At 49.4% G+C, this 24,208-nt stretch carries 24 protein-coding genes; 13 read left to right on the top strand and 11 right to left on the bottom strand.

Annotated elements, in window-relative coordinates; translation table 11 throughout:
• Positions 1 to 18: 18 nt before the first annotated feature.
• From Q1A04_RS01410 to Q1A04_RS01390, 5 genes are all read left to right on the top strand, one after another.
• Positions 19 to 1,536 (top strand): histidine kinase, encoded by a 1,518-nt coding sequence (locus tag Q1A04_RS01410; RefSeq protein ID WP_299700188.1) that lies wholly within the window; start codon positions 19 to 21, stop codon positions 1,534 to 1,536.
• A gap of 88 nt (positions 1,537 to 1,624) precedes the next feature.
• Positions 1,625 to 2,686: a serine hydrolase gene (locus Q1A04_RS01405; RefSeq protein ID WP_299700186.1), complete on the top strand. Its 1,062-nt coding sequence runs from the start codon at positions 1,625 to 1,627 to the stop codon at positions 2,684 to 2,686.
• Positions 2,687 to 2,884: 198 nt separating this feature from the next.
• Positions 2,885 to 3,571: a LytTR family DNA-binding domain-containing protein gene (locus Q1A04_RS01400; RefSeq protein ID WP_299700184.1), complete on the top strand. Its 687-nt coding sequence runs from the start codon at positions 2,885 to 2,887 to the stop codon at positions 3,569 to 3,571.
• Positions 3,572 to 3,667: 96 nt separating this feature from the next.
• Entirely contained in the window at positions 3,668 to 3,865 is a 198-nt protein-coding gene (locus Q1A04_RS01395; protein ID WP_299700181.1) for a hypothetical protein, read from the top strand.
• A 102-nt stretch (positions 3,866 to 3,967) separates the two neighbouring features.
• Positions 3,968 to 4,483 (top strand): RidA family protein, encoded by a 516-nt coding sequence (locus Q1A04_RS01390; protein WP_299700179.1) that lies wholly within the window; start codon positions 3,968 to 3,970, stop codon positions 4,481 to 4,483.
• Positions 4,484 to 4,507: 24 nt separating this feature from the next.
• Here Q1A04_RS01390 and Q1A04_RS01385 read toward each other — a convergent pair whose 3' ends face one another.
• The 4 genes from Q1A04_RS01385 to Q1A04_RS01370 form a co-directional block, all read right to left on the bottom strand.
• Positions 4,508 to 6,208, bottom strand: coding sequence for an arylsulfatase (locus Q1A04_RS01385; RefSeq protein ID WP_299700177.1), 1,701 nt, complete (start codon positions 6,206 to 6,208; stop codon positions 4,508 to 4,510).
• 111 nt (positions 6,209 to 6,319) lie between these two features.
• Complete coding sequence (ygiD, locus tag Q1A04_RS01380; protein WP_299700174.1) at positions 6,320 to 7,153, bottom strand: 4,5-DOPA dioxygenase extradiol; 834 nt, start codon at positions 7,151 to 7,153, stop codon at positions 6,320 to 6,322.
• A 236-nt stretch (positions 7,154 to 7,389) separates the two neighbouring features.
• Positions 7,390 to 7,968, bottom strand: coding sequence for a Crp/Fnr family transcriptional regulator (locus Q1A04_RS01375; RefSeq protein ID WP_299700171.1), 579 nt, complete (start codon positions 7,966 to 7,968; stop codon positions 7,390 to 7,392).
• A 94-nt stretch (positions 7,969 to 8,062) separates the two neighbouring features.
• Positions 8,063 to 8,722, bottom strand: coding sequence for an NAD(P)H-dependent oxidoreductase (locus Q1A04_RS01370; protein ID WP_299700168.1), 660 nt, complete (start codon positions 8,720 to 8,722; stop codon positions 8,063 to 8,065).
• 230 nt (positions 8,723 to 8,952) lie between these two features.
• On the opposite strand from Q1A04_RS01370, the gene Q1A04_RS01365 reads away from it, so the two are divergent.
• On the top strand, positions 8,953 to 9,471 hold the full coding sequence (locus Q1A04_RS01365) for a DUF488 family protein (protein WP_299700163.1): 519 nt from the start codon (positions 8,953 to 8,955) through the stop codon (positions 9,469 to 9,471).
• A 319-nt stretch (positions 9,472 to 9,790) separates the two neighbouring features.
• On the opposite strand, the gene Q1A04_RS01360 is transcribed toward Q1A04_RS01365, so the two are convergent.
• Both Q1A04_RS01360 and Q1A04_RS01355 read right to left on the bottom strand, forming a co-directional pair.
• A complete protein-coding gene (locus tag Q1A04_RS01360) occupies positions 9,791 to 10,606 on the bottom strand; it encodes a hypothetical protein (RefSeq protein ID WP_299700161.1) in 816 nt (271 codons plus the stop codon).
• Positions 10,607 to 10,673: 67 nt separating this feature from the next.
• A complete protein-coding gene (locus Q1A04_RS01355) occupies positions 10,674 to 12,053 on the bottom strand; it encodes a vitamin K epoxide reductase family protein (protein ID WP_299700158.1) in 1,380 nt (459 codons plus the stop codon).
• A 226-nt stretch (positions 12,054 to 12,279) separates the two neighbouring features.
• Between Q1A04_RS01355 and Q1A04_RS01350 the strand changes: the two genes are divergently transcribed.
• Both Q1A04_RS01350 and Q1A04_RS01345 read left to right on the top strand, forming a co-directional pair.
• Positions 12,280 to 13,110, top strand: a complete 831-nt coding sequence (locus tag Q1A04_RS01350) for an SDR family NAD(P)-dependent oxidoreductase (RefSeq protein ID WP_299700155.1) — start codon at positions 12,280 to 12,282, stop codon at positions 13,108 to 13,110.
• A 51-nt stretch (positions 13,111 to 13,161) separates the two neighbouring features.
• Positions 13,162 to 13,830: an NAD(P)H-binding protein gene (locus tag Q1A04_RS01345; protein ID WP_299700152.1), complete on the top strand. Its 669-nt coding sequence runs from the start codon at positions 13,162 to 13,164 to the stop codon at positions 13,828 to 13,830.
• 12 nt (positions 13,831 to 13,842) lie between these two features.
• Here Q1A04_RS01345 and Q1A04_RS01340 read toward each other — a convergent pair whose 3' ends face one another.
• Positions 13,843 to 14,493 carry an SIMPL domain-containing protein gene (locus tag Q1A04_RS01340; protein WP_299700149.1) on the bottom strand — a complete coding sequence of 217 codons (651 nt, stop codon included), beginning with the start codon at positions 14,491 to 14,493 and terminating at the stop codon, positions 13,843 to 13,845.
• Positions 14,494 to 14,703: 210 nt separating this feature from the next.
• On the opposite strand from Q1A04_RS01340, the gene Q1A04_RS01335 reads away from it, so the two are divergent.
• Together Q1A04_RS01335 and Q1A04_RS01330 are read left to right on the top strand one after the other, a co-directional pair.
• Entirely contained in the window at positions 14,704 to 15,840 is a 1,137-nt protein-coding gene (locus tag Q1A04_RS01335; protein WP_299700146.1) for a PAS domain-containing sensor histidine kinase, read from the top strand.
• A 5-nt stretch (positions 15,841 to 15,845) separates the two neighbouring features.
• The gene (locus Q1A04_RS01330) at positions 15,846 to 16,229 is read left to right on the top strand and encodes a response regulator (protein WP_299700143.1); all 384 of its coding nucleotides are present in this window, start codon (positions 15,846 to 15,848) and stop codon (positions 16,227 to 16,229) included.
• 29 nt (positions 16,230 to 16,258) lie between these two features.
• Here the strand turns inward: Q1A04_RS01330 and Q1A04_RS01325 are convergent, their stop codons facing one another.
• Positions 16,259 to 17,398 carry a BamA/TamA family outer membrane protein gene (locus Q1A04_RS01325; RefSeq protein ID WP_299700140.1) on the bottom strand — a complete coding sequence of 380 codons (1,140 nt, stop codon included), beginning with the start codon at positions 17,396 to 17,398 and terminating at the stop codon, positions 16,259 to 16,261.
• A 297-nt stretch (positions 17,399 to 17,695) separates the two neighbouring features.
• On the opposite strand from Q1A04_RS01325, the gene Q1A04_RS01320 reads away from it, so the two are divergent.
• Entirely contained in the window at positions 17,696 to 17,950 is a 255-nt protein-coding gene (locus tag Q1A04_RS01320) for a SemiSWEET transporter (RefSeq protein ID WP_299700138.1), read from the top strand.
• Positions 17,951 to 18,000: 50 nt separating this feature from the next.
• Here Q1A04_RS01320 and Q1A04_RS01315 read toward each other — a convergent pair whose 3' ends face one another.
• Both Q1A04_RS01315 and Q1A04_RS01310 read right to left on the bottom strand, forming a co-directional pair.
• Positions 18,001 to 18,246 carry a hypothetical protein gene (locus Q1A04_RS01315; RefSeq protein WP_299700135.1) on the bottom strand — a complete coding sequence of 82 codons (246 nt, stop codon included), beginning with the start codon at positions 18,244 to 18,246 and terminating at the stop codon, positions 18,001 to 18,003.
• Positions 18,247 to 18,477, bottom strand: coding sequence for a DUF6132 family protein (locus Q1A04_RS01310; RefSeq protein ID WP_299700132.1), 231 nt, complete (start codon positions 18,475 to 18,477; stop codon positions 18,247 to 18,249).
• Between the two features lie 264 nt (positions 18,478 to 18,741).
• On the opposite strand from Q1A04_RS01310, the gene Q1A04_RS01305 reads away from it, so the two are divergent.
• Positions 18,742 to 19,317 (top strand): hypothetical protein, encoded by a 576-nt coding sequence (locus Q1A04_RS01305; protein WP_299700129.1) that lies wholly within the window; start codon positions 18,742 to 18,744, stop codon positions 19,315 to 19,317.
• Between the two features lie 4 nt (positions 19,318 to 19,321).
• On the opposite strand, the gene Q1A04_RS01300 is transcribed toward Q1A04_RS01305, so the two are convergent.
• Positions 19,322 to 21,205 (bottom strand): gamma-glutamyltransferase, encoded by a 1,884-nt coding sequence (locus Q1A04_RS01300; RefSeq protein WP_299700126.1) that lies wholly within the window; start codon positions 21,203 to 21,205, stop codon positions 19,322 to 19,324.
• A 216-nt stretch (positions 21,206 to 21,421) separates the two neighbouring features.
• Here Q1A04_RS01300 and Q1A04_RS01295 point away from each other — a divergent pair, with 216 nt between their 5' ends.
• Positions 21,422 to 24,199, top strand: coding sequence for a cation-transporting P-type ATPase (locus tag Q1A04_RS01295; protein ID WP_299700123.1), 2,778 nt, complete (start codon positions 21,422 to 21,424; stop codon positions 24,197 to 24,199).
• The last annotated feature ends 9 nt before the right edge of the window (positions 24,200 to 24,208 follow it).

Here is a 24,208-nt window from a genome sequence, read left to right as displayed (position 1 = left end):
TTCATGTATCATTGTTTTATGATTGATATAACCTTAGACAACTCCATCGCCAAACCTATCCAACGCAACAAGGTAGAGTTCTGGGCCGCCACCGCCATCTTCGTTTCCTCGTTGTTCTCACTGTTTATCGACTATAGTCCGAACGAGTATGAGTTTATGCGGGCTGGTGTGGTTTACAACTACTACGAGCATTTTTTCTGGCCCCAGCTCGTGCGCTATACCTGTATCTACCTCGCTTTTCTGCTGCTCAACTTTAGGGTAGTGCCACGCTTAATGCGCAAAGAGGCGGTATGGCTGAACGTACTCCTGCTTGTGCTTACCTTCTTTGGGGTAGGGCTCCTGACGGGCATCACCGATACCTATTTCAAAGGCTACCTACTCCCGAACTATTACTCAGTCGACGAATTCTGGGAAGACATTTTCCAGGGCAGCTTTCAGAACACGCTGTGGTTGTTGCTGGTGTTTAGCTTTTATACCTTCATTAAGTATGTGGCGCACTATCTCCTCGACAATGCCGCCTCTATTCAGGCACGGTATCGCCTCGTCACGCAGGAGGTGATCACAGCGGCTTTGGGTTGGTTAGTCAGTGTGTTCATCATGGTGATGTTCAACATCGGCGATAGTGAGACCGCCTTGTGGGCGATCATCTCGCTCAATGCGATCGTGCTGTATGTTGTGTCGTCGCATTACCTGATACCAGCAGCCCGCAAGGCAAAACGCCCATTCCTGGCGTACCAGGCACGGGTACTGCTGCTACTGGCCTTGGCGTATTTTCCTGTTTTCCTGCTGCTGATGGTGGCCTTGCACAGCGAAAATAGCGCCTTCGAAATTAGCTTTGTGAACGCCCTGTTCCAATTCTTGGTAACGGGTCCTGTTATCTGGCTGATCTACAAGCGCCAGATGAAGGGCAGAGAGGAGATGTTTGTGCTGAAGAAAGAGCTGGGCACCACTAGCGCTAACCTCGATTTCCTGCGCTCCCAGATCAACCCGCACTTTCTGTTCAACGCCTTGAACACCCTGTACGGCACGGCCCTGCAGGAGAACAGCGAACGCACGGCACAAGGCATCCAGATGCTTGGCGACATGATGCGCTTCATGCTGCACGAAAACCACCAGCAGAAAATCCTGCTCTCCCGCGAAATCGAGTACATGCGCAATTACATCGACCTGCAGCTGCTACGCACCTCGGCTTCGCCCAACATCTCCATTGAAACCAAAATAGAGGATGTGGTAGGGGATAAGTACATCGCGCCCATGCTGCTGATTCCTTTCATTGAGAATGCCTTTAAGCACGGTATCAGCCTGCAGCACAGGTCCTGGATTAGGATAACCTTGCATACAGATCAGGGCAAGCTGTACTTTGATGTATACAACAGCAAGCAAAAAAAATCGGAGCAGGACCCTGAGAAAGACAAATCAGGTATAGGGCTGAAAAATGTGAAGCAGCGCCTCGACTACTTGTATGCGGACAGACACGAACTGATCATCCGCGACACGCCAGAAGAATTTTTTGTGCACCTCACACTCCAGTTGTAGGCACTGAATTTTTATGTTGCCACAGAAGCTGTTTAGAGTTTGAAGCAAACCCATGTAATAGCTATCATCAATTTAAAAATTCAGCACCATGAAAATAGTCGTGTTCTTATTCGGTTTTTTCTTTTTCGCGACAGGCGTAAAAGCTCAGAATTTCCAGACAGCCAAAATGGACAGTTTGTTTTCCATGTTAGAAAAACATGATAAAGCAATGGGTAGTCTGTCGGTCTATCATAAGGGCGAAAGTTTATACCAAAAGTCAATTGGCTATGCCGATGTAGATAAAAAGGTGAAATCAACTGCTACCACACCCTATAGGACTGGTTCCGTTTCCAAAATGTTTACAGCTACGCTTATCATGCAGCTGATTGAAGCGGGCAATTTATCTTTTGAAACCAAACTGTCTACATTTTATCCCCAGTTACCGAATGCAGATCGAATAACCATACAGCAACTCCTACAACATCAAAGTGGGATTTTTGATATTATAAAATCCCCAAATTTCAACGAGTGGATGGTAGAAAAAAGAAGCAAGGAGGAGTTGTTGTCCAAGATCAAAGAAAACGGCAGTGTATTCTCTCCTGGGGAAAAAAGGGACTATTCCAATACGAATTATATCATACTATCTTTCATTCTAGAAGATATTGAAAATAAAGATTTCGCTAAAATTCTGGAAAAGCGGATCCTTAAACCCCTTAAGCTAAAAAATACTTATTACGGGGAAAATAACCCTAAAAAATTCATGTCAGCTTCCTACGAAAAGAAAGATGGCGTGTGGGAAAAACCTTCACATATTGACTTAAGCATTCCCCGTGGAGCGGCAGGGATAATTTCAACTCCAGAAGATCTTAATAAGTTTATTAACGGTCTTTTTGATGGGAAATTAGTATCTGAAAATTCCCTTGCGATAATGAAGAAAGAACCTGGCATTGGAATGTACCCTATCCCTATTTTGCAGGAAGAAAAAATGATTGGCCACATGGGAGGTATGGACGCATTTAAATCGCTTGTGGTTTATATGCCTAAACAAGACATGACTTTTGCATATACCTTTAATGGGGTTGATTATCCTTACAAAGAAATTGTGATGGGGATCTTTCATATTCTGTTAAATAAGGAATATGATTTACCAAAAATGGAATCTCAAGATTAACGGGCGTACAGGTAAACAGCAGGTGTTGCATGAGCATCTGCTAGTTTATGCCCGACAGCTGCAAGGCACTGCTGTCAGGTTCGAGTCAAAAGGCAGTAAGTGGTTGTTTCGCTATTTCTTGGTTTTTACAGTGCTTTTGTTCAGAAAAAGTAGTAAAATAGGGGAGCCCTAAACAGGTATACAGTAAAAGAAACAGGTATGCGCGCAATAGCGATAGACGACGAACCAATGGCCTTGGAAGTAGTGCGGGCCCATGCCGCCAAGGTGCCTTTTCTGGAGCTGCTGGGCTGCTTTACGGATGCCTTCAAAGCCCTAGAGTTCCTGCAGAACGAGTCGGTGGATTTATTGTTTCTGGACATCAAGATGCCCGATATCTCGGGCTTGGAGTTTGTGACGAGCCTGCCCAAAAAGCCAATGGTGATCTTCACGACGGCCTACTCTGAGCACGCCGTCACCAGTTTTGAACTGGACGCGGTAGACTACCTGCTGAAGCCCTTCTCGTTGCCCCGCTTCGTGAAAGCCTGCAACAAGGCCCAGGAGCTGCTGCATCTGCGCGGCATTTCCCCCGTAGCCCCCGTCAAGGATTACCTCTTCCTGAAGACAGGTTATGAGCAGGTGAAGGTGCACTACGATGAGATCCTATACCTAGAGGCGGCTGGCAACTATGTCACCTTTGTGCTGAAAGACAAGAAACTGCTCTCGCGCATGACCATTCAGGAACTGACCGAGCAATTGCCCGCCGACAGCTTTGTGCGGGTGCACAGGTCGTATATCGTGGCTAAAAAGCAGATCGACAAAATAGAGCGTCACCAAGTATGCATCCATGGAAACGAGGTACCCGTGGGAGCGTCCTACCTGCAGCAGCTGCAGGGGATGGCCATTTGAAAAAGTCGAAGTCTTTGATAGATACTTGTCCCTTTGTTCTTAAGGAGGCTATGTATATGAACAACAATCCCAGTTTAGGCTCTTAACTCAAACGATATGAAAAAGCAAACACACAGTTTACCGGCTTTGATCTCCTTCTTCATTCCGGGACTAGGCCAGCTCATTAAAGGGCACATTCTAAAAGGAATATTCATCTGGATCTTTGGCGGAATTCTGACTTTCTTTTTCTGGTGGACCATCATCATCCCGTTCATTCTGTGGGCTTGGAATGTATACGACGCTTACAATTCATAATCTGTAATTCATCTTAAACGTTTTCAGATTTCTCCTTTCGTCGAAATGACAGGGCGGGTGACAATTCTGATCTAATTGCTATAAATAACCTATCCTACAGGTATGAAAACACTACTGCTGATCTTGATGTTCTTTACCACGTTAGTGGCTTTTGCGCAGTCTCCGGAAGAAAAGTTAGCGCGATTAAACATCCAGTTGCCGGAAGTGCCGGCCGCCGGTGGCAGTTTCGTACACGCCGTAAAAGTTGGAAATCTGATTTACCTATCGGGCAAAGGTCCGCGTAACAGCAGCGGGGAGTACATAGAGGGCAAGCTGGGACAGGACCTGACCGTGGAGCAGGGGTATGAGGCGGCAAGGTTGGTTGCCCTGCTGCAACTGGCGGTATTGAAAAAAGAGCTGGGTGACCTGAAACGGGTAAAGCGTATCGTGAAAGTGAATGGGTATGTGAATTCGGCCGCGACCTTTTACGACCAGCCGAAAGTGATCAACGGGTATTCCGATGTGATGATCGCAGTTTTTGGAGACATGGGCAAACATGCGCGGACTGCGGTAGGTACCAATGCGCTTCCGTTTAACATGGCAGTGGAAGTAGAGATGATCGTGGAAATAGCGCAATAGCTGCCTTTCAACTAACTTGCCGTGTTAATCAACCAAGTCTGATGGTGAAGCATCTCTGGACGCCTCATCCTCCGTTTTCTCGTGCTGTTCCATCCGGTTTTTTGGGTCGAAGCGGTAAAATTCTTCATAGCCTAATTTCTCCACCGCTGGCTCGCCATTGGATTTTATGTAGCCAACGGAAAGCGCATACGCCTCCCAATCCGCTTTGAGTTCCTTAAACTTATCAGGAAACTGCCCGGCTAGGTTATTCTCTTCTTTGATGTCTTCCTTCAGGTTGTACAAATGCCATTCCTCGCCTTTGCCATAGGGAGGGGGCATGAAGATTAGTTTCCAGTCGCCTTTCAACACGGCTTTGCATTCACCTATTTCGAAACCCAGCACGTCAAACTTATTTCGCACCGGCTGTTTTGTTTCCTCTTGCAGGCAAGGTTTGAGCGACCTTCCATAGAGTGGCTTCAGGGCATTATGTGGATTCGGATAGTTTACATTGGCGTAATCTAAAATGGTAGGCAGGAGATCAGTTACATGTAGCATTTCGTCGGTAACCACGCCGCGTTTGTGCATGCGCTTTCCGGATATAATAAGCGGAGTCTGCGTGCCACCTTCGTAAGTAGTGAGCTTAAAGTAAGACAAGGGGGTGTTGGCTACTTCAGCCCAAGCACCACCAATGGAAATAAACGAATTGATCCTGCCGTAATTCTCCAAGCGGTTATCATATTCCGCCGCTATCGACTCTTCGGTATTAGGCGCATAAAAGAAGGGCTCTTTGGGGTTGGCACCATTGTCAGACAGAAAGAAGATAATCGTATCGTCGTATTTGTTCAGTTCCTTCAACCTGTCGAAAAGTCGCCCTAGGTTCCAGTCAAGGTTTTCAATCATGGCAGCGTAAATCTCCATTTTCCGGGCTTCCTCCCTGCGTTCTTCCTCGCTTAGCTCGTCCCATTTTTTGAACAGGCCACTGCCTTCATTTCGGGTGAGTTCCTCTGGTATCAGCTCCAGCTCCTTCATCCGTTGCAGGCGCTGCTCCCGGATGGCATCGTAGCCGCCATCGTAGGTCCTTCTATATTTATCCAGCCATTCGTCCGGCACCTGCAAGGGGTCGTGGGGTGCGGTAAAGGCCAAGTAGGCAAAAAATGGGGAGTCATCTTCCTGCTCCGACACATACTGCATCATTTTGTCGGTATAATAGTCAGAAGAGTAGAAATCATCCGGCAGGTTTTCGACTGTCTTTCCGTCCTCTGTATACTCGGTGTGCGGCTGCTCGAAAGCGCTCAAAGCACGCTGGTCGTGAAAGTGGCTGACGCCGCCCCCTAGAAAAGAAAACGTTCGTTCAAAACCCCGAGTATGCGGACGCCAGTCCTTCTGTTCACCCAAGTGCCATTTGCCAGCCATGTAGGTATGGTAGCCTGCTGGCCTCAATATCTCGGGGATGGTCATCACATCGCTGTTTAGATAACCCTCGTAGCCTGGCTGCATGTATTGGTTGGTGGCATGCGCAGTCGGCATGTTGCCTATTCCGGCATGGTGATTGTCGCAGCCCGACAGCAGCATAGCACGGGTGGGGGCGCATAGGGCAGAGGTGTGAAATTGCCGGAAGCAGACACCGTTATCCGCCAGTTGCTGCAAGTTGGGCGTCCTGATTTCGCCGCCGAAAGGCTGGCAATCGGAGTACCCCATATCATCCACTACAATGAGCAGGAAATTAGGTTGCCGTTGATGACTCATGCGGTTTTCGTTTGGTGTATGGAAAAGCTTTGTTTAGCATTCTCCTACCATAGCAGTACGCGTAATGTGCGCTCAGCGTCAGCCATTTAGAAAAAGAAAACTATCTTCGTATCAGCCGATCATCACCGACGTCATGGTCAGCGAGCCGCCCACTACTTTGTCGTTAAAGAAGGAAACATCATCCTTGTTGCCTTTCAGGCCCAAGGTATAGAGCAGAGGCCAGTAGTGCTCCGGGGTAGGTATAGCTAGCATGGCCTCACGGCCCAGTTTCTCGTAATTGATCAGCTTGTCGTGCTGCCCGTTGCGAATCAGTTCTTTAAAGGTGGTGTTCATTTGCACAGCCCAGTCGAAGCCGTACTCCGACTCGTTTAGTTTGTCCCAAGCGACCATGCGCAGGTTGTGCACCATGTTGCCGCTACCCATGATGAGCACGCCTTTTTTGCGTAGTGCTGTCAGTTCTTTGGACAATTCATAATGGTACTGTGGCCCCTTGGTATAGTCGATACTGAGCTGCAACACGGGTATGTTTGCTTCTGGGTACATGTGCCGGATGATGGTCCAAGCGCCGTGATCCAAGCCCCAGTCGTGATCCATTTCTACTGCAGTAGATTGGATAATGGAAGCAGTTTCCTTCGCCAGTTCCGGACTGCCCGGTGCCTTGTACTGCACCTCGAACAGCTCCTGTGGGAAGCCCCCGAAATCGTGAATGGTCTTCGGGAAATCCATGGCCGTGATGCGGGTGCCTTTGCTGAGCCAGTGTGCCGAAACCACCAGCACTGCTTTGGGTGTGGGAATATCCTTGGCCAGCTTTGTCCATTTTTGGCTGAATTCATTATCTAAAATTCCATTCATAGGAGAGCCGTGGCCTATAAACAATACAGGCATCAGCTGCTCCTGCTCCCCAAGGCTGTCTGTAAATCTATTGAAAGCGGTTAGTGTGGTCATACCTGCTACTCCCGTTAAAAGTGTTTTAATAAACTGTTTTCGTTGCATAACAGCTTGCCAAGTCACCTGCCACGATTGGGTTAAAACCGGATGTACTGACCAATTCAGTAACAGGCTGCACGGCGTTTTCTTTATTGACAATACAAAGGTACGGCCGCAACATGCCTGAATGCATTGCGTCCGGTCAAGAAAAAGCATTGATCTGAATCAATGCTTTCGAGCAGTCGTGTGGCGTATTACTTAGAGGAAATCCTTTTTCTGATGCGGCTGAGAGTTTCGGGCGTAAGGCCCATATAAGAGGCGATCATGTGCTGAGGAACGCGCTGGGCAATGTGCGGGTAGAGGGCGATGAAGTCTTGGTAGCGCTCCTCCACGGAGGCACTCATGATGGAAGTCAGACGGCGTTGCATAGCCAAGTAGGCACCTGTAATATTCAGTCGGGTGAAGGTCTCGTACTTAGGCATTGTTTGCAACAGCTTCTCGTGAGCCGATTTGCTGATGAGCACCAGTTCTGAATCCTCCAGCGCATCTATGTTATACGTAGCAGGCTCTTCCGTCAGGAAACTATAGAGATCTGAGATCAGCCAGCCCTCCAGTCCAAACTGTATAATGCGTTCATTGCTGTTGTCATCTAAAGAGTAGGAACGAAGCGCCCCTTTTTCTACGAAAGCTATTACTTTGCACACATCGCCTTCCTGTAAGATGTATTGCTTTTTTCGGAGCTTCTTAAAGGTGAGGTAGGATTTAATTTGCTCCTCTTCTTCTTCTGTAAGCCCGACTTTATCGTTTAGATTCTGAAAGAATAAATCGTACATTGGCTCTTAATTTTTAAAAGCTTCCAATAGAGGAGAAAGCCGCTTTTGATGACATATAGACACTGGCCCTTATACCTGCATCCAAGTTAATGGTTTATTCCACTCGCTCTGTTTCCTTAGCCGGTTTCTCTCCCAAGAACTCTACCCAAGCTTTCCTGATGCACGGATAGTGCTTGGAGGCTTCCACTAGGTTCATAAACGCCACCAAGTTGTCTTCAAACCTTTTAGCAAGCGTCTTATCTTTCAGGCTGCCATCTTCATCAAATGCTTCGTGCGCCGTAGCCAGCGAGAACATATCCGGATACACCCGGGTGCCGAGGTGCTCAAAAGGAACCCGCAAAGCCCATAATCCCCGGTTGCCACCCGCCATGGATGGAGAGGCTGACATGAGCAGGGCATGGTGCTGGTGGAATGGCTGTGGACGGAATCGGGAGGTCCAGTCGATGATGTTCTTCAGATTGCCGGGCATGGAGCCGTTGTACTCCGGCGATGAAATGATCATGGCGTCATTTGCCAGAATGCGCTCCCGAAACGCTTCGGCTCCTTTGGGGTGAAAATTGTCTACTTCCAAATCTTGGTTAAAGGTGGGGCAATCGAAGTCCGCCATGTCGGCAAAGTCCACGGTGCCGCCATGTTTCTCAATAACCTTTGCCGCTAATTTTGCCAGCTTGGTGTTGAGCGAACCGCTCCGGAGTGAGGCGGAGAAAATCAGAAAGCTGGTATGTTCACGACCGCTGTTTTGTTGCTCTTCCATTTGTTTTAATTAGATTAAAATGTATCAAGTGTTGCCTGTGCTTTGTTGCCAGTGCAGGCCCAACAGGTAATCTTACTACCTGCAAATGTCATTTGTTTAACGGGTCCGCTCTTAAAAAGTATAGACAGGTATACAACGCATACCCTGCCTCAACTTTTGCCTGTAGAAGTGGAAGACAACGTATAGGTATACAGCCTATACCTGTACCGCAACATCAAAAAGAAATTATAATGTCAGCAACGAACAACACCATATGGACATTCGGTCACTCTACCAGAAGCCCGGAGGAATTTGTGGCAGTCCTGCAGTCATTTCAGATTGAGGTGCTGGCGGATGTGCGCCGCTATCCTGGCTCTAAAAAGTACCCTCACTTCAACGTGTCAGCCTTGGAGACTTACCTGCCCGAAGCCGGAATCAGTTATATGCCCGAACAGGAGCTAGGTGGCCGCAGAAAACCTCGGCCTGACTCGCCCCACACCGTCTGGAGGAGCGAGTCCTTCCGCGGCTATGCCGATTACGCTGAAACCAAGGAGTTCGAAGAGGCTATAGTGAAGTTGACAGAAGTCGCCAACCAAAAGAGAACTGCCTACATGTGTTCCGAAGCCGTGTGGTGGCGGTGTCATCGCGCCATTATCTCGGACTATCTCAAAGAAAGGGGCTGGACTGTGATGCACATCATGGGGGAGGGGGTAGCGAAAGAACATCCTTTCACCTCGGCATATTTGGAAACACACCCAGCAAAGGTATAGCTAGAACACCCCCATTGGAAGTAGGGCAGTATCATTCTTACGAATTATCCCCTTGAGGACAAGTGAGAACGGGAGTTCGAAACTTGCGAGCATAGCTCTCAGAAGGGTGTTTACAGTTGTGGGTGAATTTAAAATTTGCCACTTATTGGTAATTTAACTCCGAATCTACACCCCTATTGAGCGTTGCTCGCAACTCTAAAGCTCCCGCTTTAGGTTGTCCTCAAGGGGATAGTTTTCGAGAATGTAACGGCCATGCCATTGGAAGGGGTATAAGGTATAAATAATAGCATGCAAGGAAAGCGCTAGAGCATGAAAAACTTTAGATTTCTCCTTTCTCCGAAATCACAGAGTGGGAGAGATTTAGATAAAACACCAGCCCCACCACCAACCCCAGTACCGCCAAACAGATCCAAGCGGTTGTGATGATCTGCGGGCTCTCTGCTATACCTAGCTCCCTGTGTTTTAAGATGATGCCGTAGAGCGCCCATATACCTACTAATCCCACAACAGGGTTGGTGCGGGTATAGACCACAAATACCACGATGAGGGTAGCCGCGACGATCATGATCGTGGTCCAAAGGCTTTCGCTCAGACCAAAGCCATCCCATCCTAAACCCACCAAAGCAGAGCTGATGTTGGCGACCGTAGCGATGATGATCCAGCCAAAGTATAGGCTAAGCGGCACTTGCGTAAACCAGCGGGAAGCGGCAGAGCGGCTGGGGTCAAATATGCCCAGTCGCAGGTGTATCCACAGCAGCGTGATTAACTGAATCAGGATAAGCACTACCGAGAGTACCAGCCTCTCGCTTACCCAGGCGATGGTCCAAGCACCGGTGGCTAGGTTGTTCAGCATGAATAGAAAGCCGAGCCCCTTCAAATCCACATTGGCCTCATGCAAGGCAGGTTCCTTAAAAGCTTTGACGAGGTGGTAAATGCAGAAGGCTGACAGCGCTAGATAGATGAGGCCCCAAATAGAAAAAGTGATGCCTGCCGGGGTGAAAAGCGCCGGATATTTGGCGGACACCTCTCCAATGGTTTGGTCATTGAAAAGCTCCAGCTGCGTGAGCTGCGAGGGCACCAGGTGCAGCAGGAAAAACACGGTGTTTAGGATGGCGAGCGTCTTAATGTTTTTCATAATATTGAAGACCTGTTCATTGGGATTTTCTGTCTACGCAAATGACTGCCAGTCAACCAAGATCTACTTACTTAATGTACTTGTCAAAGCTTCCTCTTCTATCCACCACCTTTCCCTTTGGTATAGCAAGCGCAACCAGCATGATGCCGCTTATGATGCCGTTCCACATCGCAGCGTCCTGCTCTGTTCCGAGCACCCAAATGGCCGCGATGAGCCAAAGCCCAAGGGGTATGAGGATGAACCGCAGCGGTCGGCACACTTCTGACATCGAGATAACAGCAAAGGTAATGATCAGCGCACCTGCAATGTGGCTGCTATCGGCCAGCGTGCCGCTGTAGCCCAAAACAGAAGGTGACAACATCGTCCAAGCACCCAGCGCCATGATGAGGAAAAGATTCCAAGGTCTGCTTATAAAGTCCTTGGTAGATTCCCGGAAGGTGAGCTCCAACAGTGTTTCCAGGTTCTTCTTTTCTTCTATGCTGCCGCCATCCATGGTGCCCCCGAACCAAAGGGATGTCCAGTAGGAGGTGTTGCGAACCTTTTTCTCGTAACGCATCAGTTGCAGGGTTGCCAGTACCTCGTCCACCGCAAATGGGATCATGGTCAGGGAGATCAGGGCGCTTGCCAGACACAGGCTGCACCAGTACCCTACCGAAACCGGCTGCAGGATGATCAGGGTAATGCTCACCACACCCAGCGGCACGATCATGATGCCGAAAATAATGACCACCCACGGCATGGTTCGCCAGCGGTGCGTGCCCCCAGCATAGCCAAACAGAACATCCATGATGTAGGAAAACGCACCCAAGACGGCATCCGAAACCGGGAAAGATTTGGAAACGTCTGAAGTGAGTACCTTTCGGGTGCCGTCTCCAAAGAAAGGGTCCCACATGGTATCGATGTACTCCATTTGAAAGGCTCCCATGTAGCGGGCTATAAAGAAACCTACCCACGCCAAGAAGATTACCGGTACACGCTGGTTCCAAGAGGAAGGATTGTAAGTCCAGCCCGGCGGGACGTTAGGCCCCGGTTGTGCGAACAGTTTTATACCGGGCTGTCGGGGTATGATGATACCGAAGGCCACCACTAGGATACCTACGATGTAAGAGTTTAGGAACCCGGCACCCTCCTCCGCCCAAAAGACCATGGGGGCGATAAAAAGCCACACGCCTAAAAAGACAATGAACCACTGCGCCCACAGTTTATAGGGCTTCAATGCAAAATAACTCAGCAAGATAAGCAGCAGACCGGTTAGGATATCGCTCCAGACCATGGCTGGTACCTTATAGCCAAATGTGGGCGGGTTGGCGATCAGCCAAAGCCCCAGTACAATGGTACAATAATATACCCAGCTTACTTTCTGATGATGCGTTTCGTGCACTTGCCGCTTCTCCTGCGGAAACATCTCACTATTTACAAAAAAAAGATGACGAAAAGTAAGGTTCATAGTGCAGCGTGTTTACCTAGATCTATCGTTTTTAATTGCCTTATAATCAGATGGTTCATTTCTTCCTCTGAAGGTACGCTTGCTTGTAGTGTTTGTTTAATCAGAGTGATCCATGAAGAATGCTGCGCATGAGGAATGGTTTTATCTTAATCATCCGGAAAGCCTCTTTTTCCGTTACTCAAAGCTGACAGCTATACCTGATTCGGTGTAAGACAAAAAAGAGAACATGACGACAGACCTCAGCGGCGAAACCATCATCATCACGGGCGGTAGTTCCGGTATAGGCGCGGCCGCCGCCCGGGCACTGCGCCAAAAGGGAGCACAGGTTGTAATTACAGGCCGCTCCAGCGAAACCAAAAAACTAGCTGAGGAGATTGGCTGCGATTACTATCTGGTGGACTACACTCGTTTTACGGACGTGCGTGCTTTTGCCCAGAACCTGCTGGAGAAATATCCCCGTATCGATGTTCTGGTCAACAATGTAGGCGGCATTATTGCGGATAGGCGCCTGACCGAAGACGGCCACGAGATGACGCTGCAGGTCAATCACCTGTCGGGCTTCCTGCTGACGCTCCTGCTGCAGGAGCGGTTGGAAGCCTCTAAGGCGATCGTGATCAACACCTCCAGTGCGGCCAATTTGATGGGCCGTATTGATTTCAGCGATCTCGAAAATGAAAAGAACTATAAAGCGATGCGGGCTTATGGCGCAGCCAAGCTCATGAACATCCTGCATGCCCAAGAGATCAGTACGCGCTTCAAAGGCGTGTGGGCGGCCTCCTTCCATCCGGGTGTGGTAGAAACAGGTTTTGCGCGGGAAGGGAGTGGCTTTATCAGGTGGCTATATGAGGGACTCTTGGGACGCTTCTTTATGATCTCGCCCGAAAAAGGTGCCGATACCCTGCTCTGGCTCATCAGCACGGTGCCGGGCAAAGACTGGCAGGATGGGGAGTATTATTACAAACGCAGACCCGGCCGCAAGAATCAGCAGGCAAGCCCGGAAGTTGCCGCAAAACTCTGGGAGGCATCTGAACAGCTGACCGGGGTCGTTAAACAATAGTGGGTTTAGCAGGTATAGAACTATAACACGAACAGATAAACAAACCATACTATGAAAACAGCACTCGTTATAGGCGCCACCGGCTTGGTGGGAACACAACTGGTAAAGCAGCTACTGGCAGATAACCGGTTCAGCAAAGTGATCGTGTTCGGACGCAGCTCCTTAGGTATAGCCGACACCAAACTGGAAGAGCATCTCATTAATTTTGACAAGCCGGAAGACTGGCAACACTTGGTGAAAGGGGACGTGTTTTTCTCAACGCTGGGCACTACCTTGAAACAGGCGGGTGGGCATAATGAGCAGTACAAGGTCGACTACCACTACCAGTACAAGTTCGCAGAGGCGGCCGCTCAAAACGGTATACCTTCCTACGTGCTCGTTTCCTCTTCAGGTGCCAGCCCGGATTCTCTGATCTTCTACTCCCGTATGAAAGGCGCGCTGGAGGAGGCTGTGAAAAAGCTAGACTTCAAAAGTATCAGCATCATTCAGCCCGGTCTGCTGCACGGCGACCGGAAAGAGGAGCGCTTCGGAGAAGAAGCCGCCTATAAGGTGATGCACTTCTTGGACAAAGTAGGTATAGCCGGCAAGTACAAGCCTTACGAAGACAAGGTAGTGGCGCAGGCTATGATCAACGCAGGTATAGCGGCTGAGCCGGGCGTGCATACCTATACCTTAAACCAAGTATTTAACTTGGCCGAGAGAGAACACCTCCAGCGGTAAGCGGGAGTTTATTTATCCGATCCGCCACGTAATGGTGACGGTCTCGGTCACATCAATATCATCAGGCTCAAAGTCCGGGGCGGGAGAGGAGGCTTCCATGAGCATGTTGCTTTCATATACCTCGTAGTCGTGGCGCTGGGAGCGGATGGTGAGCTCACGGTAAGAGTAGTCGATTTCGAGGATCTCGCGCAACTCTACGCCTGTGGCCTCGGCAATAAGGGCGGCGTTTTCTTTTGCTCTGGCGATGGCCTGCAAAATAAGCTGCTGCTGGTGTTCGGCGGCCTCCTTCACCCCGAAGGAAATGCTGAAGTCGAGGTTGTCTAACTTTTTGGCGATCTGGGCCAGCAGGCTGTTGATGATGCCTTTCTCAAGCGGCAATTCCAGCTCCAAGCTGTGCGAAGCCTTGAAGCCGTTGAACTCCGACTTTTCGGTCTTGCGGTTCCAAGTCGTTTCCTTGTGTATCCCAAAATCTTTTGTTTTGAGGCTCTTCCGCTCGATGCCTTCTTTTTCAATGATGCTGCGGAGCTCTTCTACCTTCGTGTTGAGAGCGTTGACGGTTTTTTCGTACTCCCAGTCATGCGCAGAGGCACTGAAGGCGAGTATAACTATATCGGGAGCGATGGAGAGCTTGCCTCGGCCGCTGATCTGTAGTCTGCGTTTCATAACTGAAAGATTTTAGTTAAATTTATTTACTAATATATAGAAAATATTGTATTGTGATAGTTTGTTCTTGCAGATTTTGCATGATCGGAATATAGCGCAAGTATAGCAGCGGTGAGAAGATAGGACAGCAGGGCACATGCGAATGCTGTGGATGTGGTAACATCTTGCCTGAATTATAGTAAAAGGTATACGACCGCGCTTTAATGAACTATGGACCCACTGAATTCACCTGAAAAGCTTAGCATACTTTTTATCAACCAGATCAAGGGCTATGCTATTTTTACTACCGATAAAAATGGTATTATTACAAGCTGGAATGAAGGGGCCGAACGCGTGAAAGGCTACACCGAAGAGGAGATTATCGGGCAGTTTTATGGCATTCTGCACCCGGATGAGTACCAACAGGCCGGCAAACCAGAGGAAGAACTGGCGATAGCGCTAGAAAAGGGTATTTTCGAGAATGAGGACTGGCGGAGGCGCAAGGACGGCTCGCTTTTCTGGGCGAGCGTTGTGCTTACGCCGATCTTCTCAGATGCTGGGGAGCACGTGGGCTTTACCAAAGTAACCGGCGACATAACCAAGCAGAAAGAACTGCAAGATAAATTGGCCGAGCGGCAGCAGAGCGCACTGGAGCACAAAAATACCGAGCTCCAGCGCATTAACTCAGACCTCGACAACTTCATCTATACCGCCTCGCACGACTTGCGCTCCCCGATCACCAACATCGAAGGCCTTATCGGTTATCTGAAAGAAGAATTGTCCGAAATGAGCTGCATGAACGAGGAGACGGAAGAAATCCTGCAACGGGTGGAGTCCTCGGTCGATAGGTTTAAGCACACCATCGAGGATCTGACGGAGATCAGCAGGCTGCAGAAAAATCTTAGTGAGAGCGCGTCTGATGAGATCATCAATGTGCAGGAGGTGTATGAGGACATACTGGCGGATATGGGCTACCCGACAAAAGAAAATGGGATTTTTATTGAGACCCATTTTGAGGTGCACCAGCTTAAGTTTTCGAAGAAGAACTTCCGGAGCGTATTGTTTAACCTGATCAGTAACTCCTTGAAATACAGGTCTCCGGATCGAGACCTCGTGATCAATATTCACACCCGCTTAGAGGAGCCCTATGTGCGCCTCAGTGTGCAGGACAACGGACTGGGTATACACAAGCGTCACCATCAACAACTGTTTACGATGTTTAAACGTTTTCACGACCACGTGCAAGGTACCGGCGTGGGATTATACATGGTAAAACGCATCGTGGAGAATGCCGGCGGCAGGATAGAAGTGGAGAGCAACGAAGGAGACGGCTCTAAATTCATATTGTATTTAAAAGCAGCTGTATAAAGTATATGATCGATAAAATATTGGTGGTGGATGACGATGAGAACTGGTGTTTTATATCGAAAAGGATGCTTCGAAAAGCCAGTGTAGGCAATGAGATCATCACAGCGAAAAACGGCCTCGAGGCCCTCACAAAATTGCAGCAGTACGCTGCAAGCGGCGAAAAGCAGCCCGATCTTATTTTTCTGGACATTAAAATGCCCGTGATGGACGGATTTGAATTTCTGGAGGAAGTGAGCCGGCTGGGTAACCTTAACCTAAGCGACACAAAGATCTTTATCTGCAGCAGCTCGCTGCACCCCAAGGATCAGGAGCGGGCGGCGCAACATGCAGTAGCCGGCTTCATAAACAAACCCTTTACCGTGGATGTGCTGCGCGACATTATGGTCTAGCGCCCCGCAAGAAGCGACTTGTTAGACTTTTAGAACGCCTCTCCGATGTAAATGTAGAAACCCGGCCCCTCGCGGGTAAAGGCTACGTCGGCGCGTGTAAAGATATCTTTTTTAGGAAAGAGCAGATAGCGCAAACCACCGCCACCGGCTACTTTCAGGTACTTGGCGTCGAAGCTCCGGAAATCCGGGAACACGGTTCCGGTGCCCACAAATACCGCCGCACCGATGCGTTTGGAGAAGCTCAGGGGCAGCGGGAGAAAACGGTACTCCAACTGCACCGCCAACTGGTTATTGTCGCGGTAACGCCCCGTGTAATATCCGCGCATGATTCCCTCGCCGCCCATCAGCGCCAGTTGGTTAAAAGGCACATCACCCATATTGAACTGCCCCAGCACTTGCCCTGCCAGCACGTTTCGTTCGCCCATGGACTTGTAAATGCGGGTATCGGATACGATGTTGGTGAACTCGAAAGAACTGCCCCACAACTTGTCGTAACGGTAGAGCGCCAGCTCTGAGAATAAACCGTCGCGCACGTTCAGCACATTATGCCGATTATCATACACCAAACCCACACCCAGACCGATGTTATTGGAGCCCCTGCTGCCGGTGGGCAAGGTATAGGGACTGTCGCTGGCAGGTATAAATTCCACATTGCCCAAGTGCTGAAAATTAATCTGAGGACCTATGTAGAAATTCGGGCGCATGCGGCGCAGCAGCCGTTCGCGTATCTCGATTTGGTTGGCCTCGACCAAGGCAAGGTAATCCCGTGGCGAGTTGGGACCGATGCCGTGGTAGAGCAGGGGAAAGCTCTGCGCCCGCACCCTGCCCAGCGCGAACCAGCGGCTTTTGTCTGAGTAGAGGGCATGGTCCAGCCAGATTCCGTACTGGTTTTCGAGCGTAAAAAACGTGAAGCCATTGACCTCGCTCAGGCGGTTGGCCGTGTCGTTTTTGGCGTAGTATACATAAAGCGTACTGAGGCCGATCTCCCAACTCGTTTCCGGTGAGTAGGCGAGGGTGGGGTAGACCAGGAACTGCGGCTTGGAAACATCGCTGGTATCGTTTACCAGTTTGTTGATATACCTCGAAAGAAAACTGCCCTCTTGAGCCGCAGCGTTTTGCAGCCAAAAAGAAAGCAGAAAAACTGCTATGAACTGTATGCGGGACTTCATCGTGTTGGCCAGATTCCGGGAAACGAGGTTTCGGTTATGCTGTTAAAAAACTTTAAATGGAAACTGATTGGGATAGGCAATGTTTGCTTTCGCGGGGCGAAATTATATAAAAATGTTGTAACACTAATCTGCGTAGGAACAAAGAATTTTAGCGTTGAGACAGGTTAAAGATTGGCCAAAGAGTAAGTATGAGATAATGAAAGCATTAGCCTTCTAAAATCTGGAAAGGCTAGGAGCGGATGTGTGTGGTCTATTGACGGGAAATTCCTAATTTTGAAGCTAAATTAAAATCAGCTTATGAATTGGATTGAGGTGTTGGGGATAGTGGCGGCTTGCTGTACTACGGTTTCTTTTCTGCCGCAGGCGATCAAAACGATACGCGAGAAGGACACCTCGGGCATTTCGGCCAGCATGTACTTCATCTTCACGACGGGCACTATTCTGTGGCTCTCTTACGGTCTGCTCACCAACAACTTTCCGATCATGCTGGCCAATGCCATCACCTCGGTACTGGCGGCTATCATTCTGCTTTACAAGTTCAGGTATAAATAGGGGCGTTAACCCTCAATGTACTCCTTTACCCTGTGCAGGCAGGTATGGGCTTATTTCCCGTGCTGCTCCTCAGGCGTTTCAGTAGTTTTGGTTTTGGCAGGAGGGACAGAGCAGGAGCCACTGATGCCGCAGCAACCGGTATTGGTAAAGGCTTGGTACAACAAAAATAAAGCGATTGCCCCGAAAAAATATTCGCGTGTGTCAATGGCCTGCACTAGCATGATACCACCGAGGGCCAGCCTGATCCAGCGGGCTAGGTGCCATCCGGTCAGAAGTTGTTGTTTTAGGTAGTTCATTTATTCTTCGGTTGTAACTTTCTGTTCTTGTGTTTTCAAGGTTTTTTTGCCCGTCCTTCTGGAGAAGAGCAAACCCAGAAAGGCACCATAGGCGGTGCTGGTCCATGGGTCTGAGCTGATGAGGCAGGTGCCGTTGCAGCCGTAGAAATAATAGAAAAGATACCCCAGTATACCTCCGATCGCAATGCCTCTTACTAGCTTCGGGGCCAGTTTAATCAATTGATTATACATCTTCTTACAGCTTTAAGTATCCGGTTGTGAAGCAGGCTTGCAGTATCCTAGTGGAATGCCTGAGCCTCCGGATGTCACAAAGGTATACAACAGTGTACGTCTCTAAAGTGACGTATGTCACATAGCCACCCCGTATACTTTCTGCCATTGGAATCTGCTGTATTATAAAGTCAGCTATGTAACAAAAGTTACTGAGCTCCCGCCTGCACTGCTCTACCTTTGTCATCTGTAAATTTTAAACAGGTATTAATCCGATCGCTTAAGATGAATATTATTTCTAAACTGGTGAAGTCTACGATGACTGCCTTGATTGCCATTATGATGGCGGCGCCCACTTTTGCCCAGCACCACGAGGCTGGCGGCCAAGCTTTGAACCAACATACTGAGACGCACGAATTCAAGCACTGGCGGGCAGGAATTATGATGTACCATACCTACATCGGCACGCAAACGACAGCGGGAAAAGGCATGCTCATCGTTCCTTCCTTGGGCCTAGACCTAGAATACTGGTTCAACGATACGTGGGGCATCGGTTCACACAACGACCTCGAGTTAATAAGTTTTGAGGTGGAGCGCGGGCGGGAGAACTTCCTGCGCCGTGAAACACCGCTGCTTTTCACCCTAGATGCCCTTTGGAAGCCTTGGAAAGGGCTCGTGCTGCTGGCTGGACCGGGTATAGAGGTTGAGCCGCACGAAAATCTTTTCGTTTTCCGTGCAGGCCTAGAGTATGAAATCGAGATTGGCTCGCATTGGGATATTGCCCCTACTGTTTTCTATGATAACCGCGTAGACGCCTACGATACCTTTTCGGTAGGTATAGGTCTTGGAAAACGGTTTTAGGAGATTACCAGCCTATGCCGTAGTCCTCGCCGTGGTTGCTGGAGCCGCCCCAGAAACTGTTGTGCTTCCAGTCGAAAAAGATCGCGTTGATCGGTCCGCTGGTGCGATCACCGAAACTTAAGGTATAGCCCATTTTCTTCAGTTCGTTACGCACCGACTCAGGAGTGCTTTCGTGCAGCAGAATGTGACCCGGCTTTGGTTTGCGGTCGTCGGTCTTGGTGCCGCCCAGCGAGAGCCAGAGCTGGTTGGTGTTGATATTGGCGGCCTCTGCGGCTTGCTGTACGTTCATGCCGAATTCCACGGTGTTGAGGAAGAACTGCAGCAGGTTCTGGTCCTGTGTGTCACCGCCCTGCACGGCAAAAGATAGGTATGGCTTGCCGTCCTTCAGCGCCATGGAAGGGGTGAGGGTCACGCGTGGTCTCTTGCCCGGTTCCACAACATTGTATGGGTTCAGGCTGGGGTCGAGCACAAAGCTCTGCATGCGCTGGCTCATGCCTATACCTGTGTTACCCGCGATAACAGCCGGAAGCCAGCCACCACTCGGGGTAATGGATACTACCCAACCCTCTTTGTCAGCCGCCTCCACGGTGGTGGTGCCGCGCCAGAGGCGGTCTTGATATTCCTCTATTGAAGAGCCATTGTTGCGCTGGTCGTGCGTAGGTGCGAAGTTGCGTCTTGTTGTGTCGGGCTCATAGCCGCGCTCTTTTAATAGCTTTAAGTAAGGGTTCTTTCTGCCTTCGAACGGGTAGGGGTCTCCTGGGCCGATGTTCGCGTCGTTTTTATCATATTGGATCAAGCTGGCGCGTTGCTTGGCGTATGCCTTGCTTAGTAGTCCTTTCATGGGCTCTTCCGGTTTGAAGTAGGGGTCGCCGTAGTAAAAGTCGCGGTCAGCAAAGGAGAGGCTCATCGCTTGATACAAAGTATGGATGTACCGGGTGCTGTTATAGCCCATACTCTTCAGATCTAAATTCTCCAGAATATTGAGAGCTTGCAGCATAACGGGGCCTTGGGTCCACTGCTGCATTTTGTATACCTCCACGCCTTTGTAGTTTACCATGAGGGGCTCTTCCTCGATCGGTTTCCACTTGGCCAAATCCTGCATCGTGATTAATCCGCCCTGCTCCTTGGAGCCGCGCACAAACTCCTCTGCGATATCCCCTTTGTAAAAACGGTCATAAGCCGCCATAATGGCCTCTTTACGACTCTTGCCCGCCTTGAGCGCGGCCCTTTCCGCTTCCACCAGTTTCGTCAGCGTCTGCAGCAGGTCCTCCTGCACAAATATCTCACCGGCTTCCGGTGCTTCCCGCTTCTCACCCGGGTGCGTCAGAAACACCTTTTTACTGTAAGGCCACTGCTTAATGAGCTCCTTATTTTTCTCGATGCTGTTGGCTGTCTGCGCTTCCATTGGGTAACCGGCTGCCATTTCCATGGCAGGAGCCAGCACCTGCTCCAGACTCAGCGTGCCGTAGTTAGCCAGCATGTGCATCAGCCCGCCCGCCGTGCCTGGTGTGGTAGCGGCCAGCGGTCCGTTTTCCGGCGGAAAGTTATAGCCTTTGCTTTTGAAAAATTTAGGTGTCGCCCCGGTTGGTGCCACGCCCAGTGCATTGATGGCGATGACCTTTTTGGTGTTCGGATTGTAGATGAGCGCCTGTGTCTCGCCTCCCCAGCTCAGTACATCCCACATGGTGCAGGTGGCGGCGAGCATGGCGCAGGCCGCGTCCACAGCATTGCCCCCCTTCTGGAAGGTCATGGCGCCGGCGGTGGCGGCTAGGGGTTTGCCGGTAATGGCCATCCAGTTCTTGCCGTGCAATACCGGTTTTTGGGTTTGCTGTCCTACAGCAGGGAGTATGGTAAACGCCGCAAGGCAAAGGGTTAGAATGCGTTTCATGAGGTGTGTGTTTATAGTGCCAATTTAGTGAAAAATAGGGTGCTTGACAACAGCACAACGTGTTGTACGGCTGCTAGCTAAAACAGGATTGACACGCTCCGGCTACTGTACTTGCCATCTACTCAAGAAAACATGTTTTCGCTCTGTAAAAACCATACTTTCTGAAGCCGCAGCCGGAGCATCTGAGTATAATAGAATAGGTATAGTTATCTCTTCATGGAAAAGGAAAGTCAGGATCTTACGTCAGATAATAGCGCAGCGGTGGAGCATGCTTATCAGAAAAGCCCGCAGGAGATAGTTGTGGCGCTACAAACCGATTCAGAGCAGGGCCTTAGCAGGGAGGAAGTTCGGAATCGACAGGAAAAATATGGCCAAAATCAACTGGAGGAACAAGACAAGAGAAGTATTGGGGACATCATTTTATCTCAGATTAAGAACCCTGTGATTTACCTGCTGGTGGCGGCGACAGTTATATCCTTTGCTTTTGGTGACATTCCGGAGGCGGTCTTTATATTAATTGTTATTCTTATTAATACAGGCATAGGTTTCTGGATGGAGTATCAGGCTACTAAATCCATGGAGGCACTCAAGGAGATGGATGTGATAGAGGCACGGGTAATTCGCGGAGGCAAGAAGGAGGAAATTGATGCGAAGGAACTTGTGCCCGGAGATATACTCGTAGTGGAGGCAGGCGATCTGGTGCCAGCCGATGCGCGCATCATTGAAGCTGCTGAGCTGGGTATAGATGAATCGCCACTTACTGGGGAGTCGGTGCCGGTGGAGAAGAATGCTGAAGCGTTGGAAGGAGAAACACAGGTAGCTGACCGGACCAACGTGATGTTCAAAGGGACGGCGGTGACGGGAGGGTCGGGTAAAGCAGTGGTGTATGCGACGGGCATGCAGACTGAATTGGGCAATATTTCGGCCATGGTAAGTGAGGAGGAGGCGGAGCAAACGCCGCTAAACCAGAAATTAAATGGCTTAGCCAAAAACCTGATCTGGGCTACACTGACTCTCGCAGCCCTCTTCTTCCTGTTTGGATGGATTTCTGGAAAAGAACTATACCCGCTCATACAGACTGCCATAGCCTGGACGGTGGCCGCCATACCAGAGGGGCTGCCTATTGTGGCCAGTATTGCGTTGGCTAGAGGAATGTTGCGTCTGGCCAAAAAAAATGTGATTGTTAAAAAGCTGGCAGCTGTGGAAACGCTGGGTGAAACCACTGTCATCTTCACAGATAAAACAGGCACACTTACCCAGAATAAACTCACCGTAGACACGCTTTATTTCCCCGAGGAAACCAAAGAACAGGTGGACTGGCATGGGCAGGATGGAAGAATAACAGTAGATGGGTTTGAAAGTCCTGAAGATCAGGAAAACTTCTATCATATTGTGAAAATTGCTGTACTCGCCAATGATGCCAGTCTTAAGGGGGAGCAGTCAATGGCAGTGGACAAAGACGAAGTGGCGGAAAAGGATGAAGAGGAGGTAGAGAGCCAAGGGAAGGGAGATCCTTTAGAGGTTGCCCTGCTCCATTTCTCAAGGGAGTACGACGAAGACTTTTACCAAAAACAGCGCAAACTGGAGCGTAAACTGCATGATCCCTTCGATTCTGAAAGTATGGTGATGGGAACGGTTCATGCTGAGAATGATCATTTTTACATGGCTGGAAAAGGGGCCGCAGGTGCTATTTTGAATAGGTCTGACAAGCTGTTGGTGAACGGTGAGGAAAAGTCCTTATCGAAAGAAGATAAAGAGCGCTGGTTAAGCAGAAATGAGGAGCTGGCAAATAACGGCCTCCGTGTACTGGGCTTCGCTTACAAATCGACAGATCGGCTTCCTGACGGTGAAGAGGCCGAGGATTTCCTGAATGAGCTTACATTCGCTGGTTTGATTGGCTTTCTGGACCCGCCACGAAAAGAAGTGTCGGGCGCTATTGAGAAGTGTAAGGAGGCAGGTATAAAACTGATCATGGTGACGGGCGATCATCCCGGTACGGCCGTTAATATTGGTTGGCAGGTAAAGCTGTTGGATCAGGACAACGAGAGCGACCATACGGTGCTGCATGGAAAGAATCTTCAGCAAGAACTGGAGAAGGATCATAACGAAAAACTAGTCACGACACCGGTTTTCTCAAGGGTTGATCCCAGTCAGAAGTTAGAGCTAATCAAACATTTTCAGGAGCAAGGCGAGATCGTAGGCATGACAGGCGATGGCGTGAATGACGCCCCTGCGCTAAAGCGGGCCAACATTGGGATTGCCATGGGAAAGCGTGGCACACAGGTAGCCCAAGAGGTGTCAGACATGGTACTGAAAGACGATTCTTTCAACTCAATTGTCACTGCCATAGAAGAGGGGCGGATTATTTTCGGGAATATCCGGAAATTTATCATGTACCAACTCTCTTACCACCTCAGCGAGATTATCGTTATTGCCATTATCAGTTTCATGCTCTTTACACTGCCGCTTTTACCGCTGCAGCTGCTTTTTATCAATCTTCTTTCAGATGTTTTCCCTGCATTGGCACTGGGTATTGGGGTGGGAAGCCCAGATGTGATGCAAAAGTCCCCGAAGAATCCCGAAGAGCCTGTTCTAACAAGGTATAACTGGATTCAAATAGGCTTATACGGTTTCATTATAGCCGTTTGTGTAACAGGTGCTTATCTGTTCGGGCATTTTGTATGGGACATGCCTGAGGAGATTACGAACAATATTGCTTTTTTCAGTTTGGCCTTAGCAGAGTTACTTCATGTTTTTAATATGCGCGAAGGGACAGAAAAACTCTTTGATAATCAAGTCACGCGTAATAAATATATCTGGATGGCGCTGGCCTTATGTGTGGCGGTGCTTGTGGCAGCTTATTTTATACCTTATGTGTCGGATATACTTTCCTTCCATGATCTTGAACCTAGGGTATGGGGGTTAATTGTCGTGACAGCCTTGATGCCAAGCATAATCATTCAGTCGATCAAAGCAGTCAAGAAAGATTTCTAATGTTTTGAT

Origin of the sequence: uncultured Pontibacter sp., assembly GCF_947499215.1 — a bacterium.
GTDB lineage: Bacteria > Bacteroidota > Bacteroidia > Cytophagales > Hymenobacteraceae > Pontibacter.
This window is presented reverse-complemented; position numbering and strand designations above follow the sequence as displayed.